Annotated in this window: 1 protein-coding gene; it reads left to right on the plus strand. The window is 56.9% G+C overall.

Annotated elements, in window-relative coordinates:
* Positions 1 to 89 precede the first annotated feature (89 nt).
* Positions 90 to 803, plus strand: a 714-nt coding sequence (locus IVA81_RS25975) for a site-specific integrase (protein WP_247323221.1), incomplete at its 3' end; no start/stop codon positions are given.

Consider the following 803-nt stretch of genomic DNA (forward strand, 5'->3'; position numbering starts at 1 on the left):
ATCTGATCTTCCTGCATTCCCGACGAAGTTCGATTGCGAGACGCTGGAGGCGCTGCTTGCAGCGCTTTCATATCGCAAAGGAGCTTCCCATGACGGTTCTTCGACAACGGATGACTGAGGACATGCAGGTGCGGAATCTGTCGCCGCATACACAGGCATCGTATCTCCAACAGGTATCGCTGTTTGCACGTTACTTCCGTATGTCGCCGGATGCGCTGACCCCCGAGCACATCCGGACTCATCAAATCTACCTCACGAACGAGAAGAGGCTGGCCCCCAATTCAATCCATACGGCTGTCGCGGCGCTTCGGTTCCTTTACAGGATTACGCTCAAGAAGGACTGGACCTTTGGAGAAGACATCCCGCTTCCAAAAAAGCCGCAGAAGCTACCCGTCGTCCTGAGCCCTGAAGAAGTTGTGCATTTCCTCAGCTGCGTGGATTGCAACAAACATCGGGTGATCCTGACCACCTGCTACGCGGCAGGCTTGCGCATCTCGGAGGCCGTCCGGCTGAAGGCCGCCGCCATCGATAGCGCCCGTATGGTTGTTCGCGTCGAGCAGGGTAAAGGTCGCAAAGATCGGTACGTGATGCTGTCGCCCATGCTGCTGGAGATCCTGCGCAGCTACTGGATCGCCGTTCGCTCGAAGGAGTGGCTGTTCCCTGGCATTCACGATGATCGGCCAATCACGAAGGACGCCGTAGAAGCAGCCTGCCAAAAGGCGCATCGGTTGTCCGGTCTCTCTAAACCCGTCACCCCACATTCGCTTCGGCACGCATTCGCTGTACATCTCCTCGAATCAGGT

Origin of the sequence: Bradyrhizobium sp. 141 (assembly GCF_023074055.1) — a bacterium.
In the GTDB taxonomy this organism is placed as follows: domain Bacteria; phylum Pseudomonadota; class Alphaproteobacteria; order Rhizobiales; family Xanthobacteraceae; genus Bradyrhizobium.